The 1,113-nt window shown below is 69.5% G+C and carries 1 protein-coding gene and 1 pseudogene; both read left to right on the top strand.

Going from position 1 to position 1,113, the window contains the following annotated elements; all coding sequences use genetic code 11:
- Positions 1 to 346, top strand: a pseudogene (locus tag CCN29_RS33595) (acetate--CoA ligase family protein); the annotation flags it as partial.
- Positions 347 to 431: 85 nt separating this feature from the next.
- Positions 432 to 1,113: MFS transporter (locus CCN29_RS33590; RefSeq protein WP_143661457.1), on the top strand; the 682-nt coding region annotated here is incomplete at its 3' end.

The following is a 1,113-nucleotide window of genomic DNA, read 5'->3' as shown; positions in this document are numbered from 1 at the left end:
GGCGGCCGGCAACCCGGTGGACATCACCGGCGGCGAGCCGCCGTCGACGTACGAGGCGACGATCCGGCTGGGGCTCGAGGACCCGCGCATCCACGCGCTGGTGCTCGGCTACTGGCACACCATCGTCACCCCGCCCATGGTGTTCGCCGAACTCACCGCGCGCGTGGTCGCGGAGTTCCGCGAGCGGGGGATCTCCAAGCCCGTGGTGGCGTCGCTCGCCGGGGACGTGGAGGTCGAGGAGGCCTGCCAGTACCTCTTCGAGCACGGTGTCGTGGCCTACCCGTACACGACCGAGAAGCCGGTGGCGGTGCTCGGCGCCAAGTACCGCTGGGCGCGGGCCGCCGGGCNNCCGCCGCGGGACCCGGGCGCGCACGAAAGGCACGGGACAGGGGGCGCTGGCCAGTTCTTTCGACGCAAGGGGTGCATTTTCCATGACAACCACGGATGTCACACGGGTCGTCCCCTACCGGGAGGTGACCGACAGGAACGGGCGGGTCTACCGGGTCGGTGAGACCGACATCGACATCATGGGCCGCAAGCGCAAGTGGATGGTGATCCTGCCTTGGGTCGGCATGATGGGCATCTCGTCCGCCGAGTACGCGTTCGCGTCCGCGGAGGACACGCTCCACGAGGCCCACCACTGGTCCAGCGGCAGCATCTACTGGATGATGACCGCCTGGGTGTTCTGCCAGGCCGCGGTGGCCTTCCCGGCGGGGCGGCTGCGGGAGAACGGCAAGCTGCCGGCGCGGTGGGCGATGATGCTCGGCTCGGCCGGCACGCTGCTCGGCTATCTGTCGCTGGCCTTCGCGCCGCATGTCGCCCTGGCCTTCATCGGGTTCGGCATGTTCAGCGGCATGGGCGCCGGCATGGTGTACGCGACCTGCGTCAACATGGTCGGCAAGTGGTACCCGGAGCGCAGGGGCGGCAAGACCGGCTTCGTCAACGGCGGTTTCGCATACGGGTCGGTGCCGTTCGTCTTCATCTTCCACGGCTACATGGACGGCTCCAACTTCCGCTGGGTGCTGGTCGCCTCCGGGGTGTTCCTCGCCGGGGTGGTGGCCGTCGCCGGCTTCTACTTCCGGGACCCGCCGAAGAACTGGTGGCCGGACTCGG

Origin of the sequence: Streptomyces pseudogriseolus, from assembly GCA_002154585.1 — a bacterium.
GTDB classification, from domain to species: domain Bacteria; phylum Actinomycetota; class Actinomycetes; order Streptomycetales; family Streptomycetaceae; genus Streptomyces; species Streptomyces pseudogriseolus.
The sequence above is the reverse complement of the archived record's forward strand: the minus strand, read 5'-3'. Positions and strand labels throughout refer to the sequence as shown.